A 2,910-nucleotide genomic window follows, 5' to 3' on the forward strand; every position below is an offset into this window, starting at 1 on the left:
CCCCTGAAACAGGGGAGATTCCTCAGTCGCTTTCGCTCCTTCGGAATGACAAATGAAAATTCCCTTCGGAATGACAAACGGAAATAACCTTCGGAATGACGCAACCAGTCATTTCGACGAACGTAGTGAGGAGAAATCTCCTCCTTTGGGAAAGTTGGAAGGGGGATGTGCCCTCTTCCAATGATTGTCATCTCGAACGAATGTGAGAGATCTCCGACTTTATATTTTTAAACTGTGTGTAAAATTTGCTCATTAAAAATGCTATAAATTCTTACCTTCTATCTTAACTCTCTTCAGTTTTCAAGGTGCTTCTTGCAAGTTTTTCTTGCAAGGGAAGGACAGCCTCAAAATTTTTTACAGCCTTCCATTTACTATATGCAAAAACCGTGCCAAACTGATATATGGGATTCCACATAACATCCATTAAATATCGTTATTATCTTGCATATTTAGAATTTTGGATATACTAAATATGTTCAAAAACACCTTAAAACCCTGCCGATTTTTACCCAGTTTTTGTGTAAAAATTACACTCTCAGTGTAAAAATTACACACTCTACTGATTATTCTCAGATTGGAGAAGTCGTAAAAATTCCTTAAAAACCTCTCCCCTTGTTAGATAACCTTTCTTTGAAAGAAGCGGTGAATTTCTTTTACCGTGGATTGAAAAAATGATTCTGTATTTTTCTATTTGAGGTATATCTTTGCCATTTTCGAATTCGCTTTCATCTAAGCCAAGCATACCATAAAGAATATTAAAGAAGTCTTCCGAAGTTATCCTTGCGTTTATATCGATACCTTCCGGTATTTGGAATCCATAAGTTCGGAGGACAACAACAGAATTAAACAGGTAATGCCCTGCTTTTACGCCTGGGTAAATTTCTTTGCCTGTTATTTTGTAATAACTTCTGATAAAAAAATCTTTTGCTTTATAAAAAGAGCTAATAAAAAAGTTATAAACTCTATTTACAAATCTGTCAAAATTATTTTGCTCTGCCATAAATTGGTATTCTTTAGGGATTTGATTTAGCCTTATATAGCGAGCAACAAGCACAATAAGTTCTCCTTGCTTCATAAAAAGCTCTTCATGGAGTTTACCATCTGCAAACCCTATTACATACCCCATGCTTTTAAGTTTCTCACCTGGAGTTTCAGCCAATGCAACATTGGGTAAACTTCCAAAAACAATTAAAAATAGCACAAAAATTATAATTATTTTCTTTGTAAGTAATTTTTTCATCAAGTATATTATATACTTTTCCTTAAATTTGTGCTAAAATTCTCCTATGGAAAATATTTGCATAATTGTAAATCCTGTATCTTCAAATGGAAAAGGGCTCAAAGAGTTCAAATTGGTAGAAAACTTTATTAAAAGTTTAGAAAATCCACCTAAGATACTTTTTACAGAATATCCAAAGCACGCGATTGAACTTGCAAAGGATGCCTTCCATAGCGGATTTAATCGCATAATTAGTTTTGGAGGCGACGGCACGCATAATGAGGTGTTAAATGGAATCCTTATGGGTGCTGTGGAAAAATTCAACAAAAGAGTTTTTGAATTCAATCAAGATGAAGTTGACAAAATCCCACTGCTTGGAGTTGTTTCTATTGGCTCGGGCAATGATTTTAGAAAGACTCTTAAACTTCCAAAAGATGTTTTATCTGCACTTAAAATTGCGTTAACGGGGACAGGCAAACCAATTGATGTTGGACTCTTTGAATATGTAGATTTTTTAGGTAATCCTTCTCAAAGATTTTTCCTAAATATCCTAAGCGGAGGATTTTCAGGAGTTGTTACCAACAAGGCAAACAAAAGTAAGAAATCAATTTTTAGAGGTCTTACATATACGCTTTCGCTTATTTCAACGCTTCTTTTTATAACAATCCCGAAAGGAATCCTTAGACATGGAGAAAATGAACTTAACGGCAATTTTTTTGAATTTGATATTGCAAATGGAAAATATTTCGGTGGAGGAATGTGTGTCTCGCCTAAGGCAGAAGTTACAGACGGTCTTCTTAATGTGTCAGTCTTTAAAAACTACACAGGGCTTGAAGTCCTCTTTAAGATTAAAAAACTCTTTGATGGAACAATACTCACGGAGAAAAAACTCTACCACGACTTTGTAAAAGAGGTTTTCGTAAAAACGGATCCACCATCATTAATTGAGGCAGATGGCGAGGTTTTAGGATATACGCCTGTCAAGGCAAGGGTCATTGAGAAAATAATAAAAGTTGTTTATTAAACATTTCTTTGTAAGGGAATTTCAACATATAATAAAATATGGAAAAAGTTGAAACAAAATTAGTTAAGCGAATCGCACTTGTTGCACACGACAGGGAGAAAAAAGATCTCATTGAATGGGTTGAATTTAATTGGGGAACATTATCCCCTCATGAACTTATCTGTACAGGAACAACAGGAAAACTTGTAGAAGAAACGCTTATTAAGAAGGGGCTTACTCCAAAAATATTGAAACTAAAATCAGGACCACTTGGAGGAGATGCACAACTTGCCGCTCTCATTGCCGAAGGAAAAATTGATTACCTAATTTTTTTCTGGGACCCAATGGAACCACAACCCCACGATGTTGATGTAAAAGCACTTTTAAGGATTGCAACTCTTTACAACATTCCAACAGCAATGAACCGCTCAACCGCAGATTTCATAATCTCTTCAATCCTTTTTGGGACAAACTACACACCGAAATTAAAGGATTATAAATCTTACATTGAGCGAAAAATTGAAGATTTAGAGAAGTAAAAGGAGGAGATTTCTCAGTCGCTTACGCTCCTTCGAAATGACAATCATTGGAAGAGGGCACATCCCCCTTCCAACTTTCCCCTAAAAACAAAAAGAATAACTTTTCACTTTCATTTGTCATTCCGAAGCCAATTTTTCCTTGTCATTCC

The 2,910-nt window shown here is 35.3% G+C and carries 4 protein-coding genes; 2 read left to right on the forward strand and 2 right to left on the reverse strand.

Going from position 1 to position 2,910, the window contains the following annotated elements:
- Window positions 1–283 precede the first annotated feature (283 nt).
- Together ACP5SP_RS07750 and ACP5SP_RS07755 are read right to left on the reverse strand one after the other, a co-directional pair.
- Window positions 284–424, reverse strand: a complete 141-nt coding sequence (locus tag ACP5SP_RS07750; protein WP_416085853.1) for a hypothetical protein — start codon at window positions 422–424, stop codon at window positions 284–286.
- A gap of 132 nt (window positions 425–556) precedes the next feature.
- On the reverse strand, window positions 557–1,240 hold the full coding sequence (locus ACP5SP_RS07755; protein WP_424587183.1) for a hypothetical protein: 684 nt from the start codon (window positions 1,238–1,240) through the stop codon (window positions 557–559).
- 46 nt (window positions 1,241–1,286) lie between these two features.
- Here ACP5SP_RS07755 and ACP5SP_RS07760 point away from each other — a divergent pair, with 46 nt between their 5' ends.
- Together ACP5SP_RS07760 and ACP5SP_RS07765 are read left to right on the forward strand one after the other, a co-directional pair.
- Window positions 1,287–2,243 carry a diacylglycerol/lipid kinase family protein gene (locus ACP5SP_RS07760; RefSeq protein ID WP_424587184.1) on the forward strand — a complete coding sequence of 319 codons (957 nt, stop codon included), beginning with the start codon at window positions 1,287–1,289 and terminating at the stop codon, window positions 2,241–2,243.
- A gap of 38 nt (window positions 2,244–2,281) precedes the next feature.
- Complete coding sequence (locus ACP5SP_RS07765; protein ID WP_416085856.1) at window positions 2,282–2,761, forward strand: methylglyoxal synthase; 480 nt, start codon at window positions 2,282–2,284, stop codon at window positions 2,759–2,761.
- Window positions 2,762–2,910: the final 149 nt, after the last annotated feature.

Origin of the sequence: Caldisericum sp., assembly GCF_049967455.1 — a bacterium.
Classification (GTDB): Bacteria; Caldisericota; Caldisericia; order Caldisericales; family Caldisericaceae; genus Caldisericum; species Caldisericum exile_A.

What these genes read in the sequence shown, in the direction of transcription:
- ACP5SP_RS07750 (WP_416085853.1), bottom strand. Translation starts at nt 424, where the DNA reads ATGGATGTTATGTGGAATCCCATATATCAGTTTGGCACGGTTTTTGCA.
- ACP5SP_RS07755 (WP_424587183.1), bottom strand. Translation starts at nt 1,240, where the DNA reads ATGAAAAAATTACTTACAAAGAAAATAATTATAATTTTTGTGCTATTT.
- ACP5SP_RS07760 (WP_424587184.1), top strand. Translation starts at nt 1,287, where the DNA reads ATGGAAAATATTTGCATAATTGTAAATCCTGTATCTTCAAATGGAAAA.
- ACP5SP_RS07765 (WP_416085856.1), top strand. Translation starts at nt 2,282, where the DNA reads ATGGAAAAAGTTGAAACAAAATTAGTTAAGCGAATCGCACTTGTTGCA.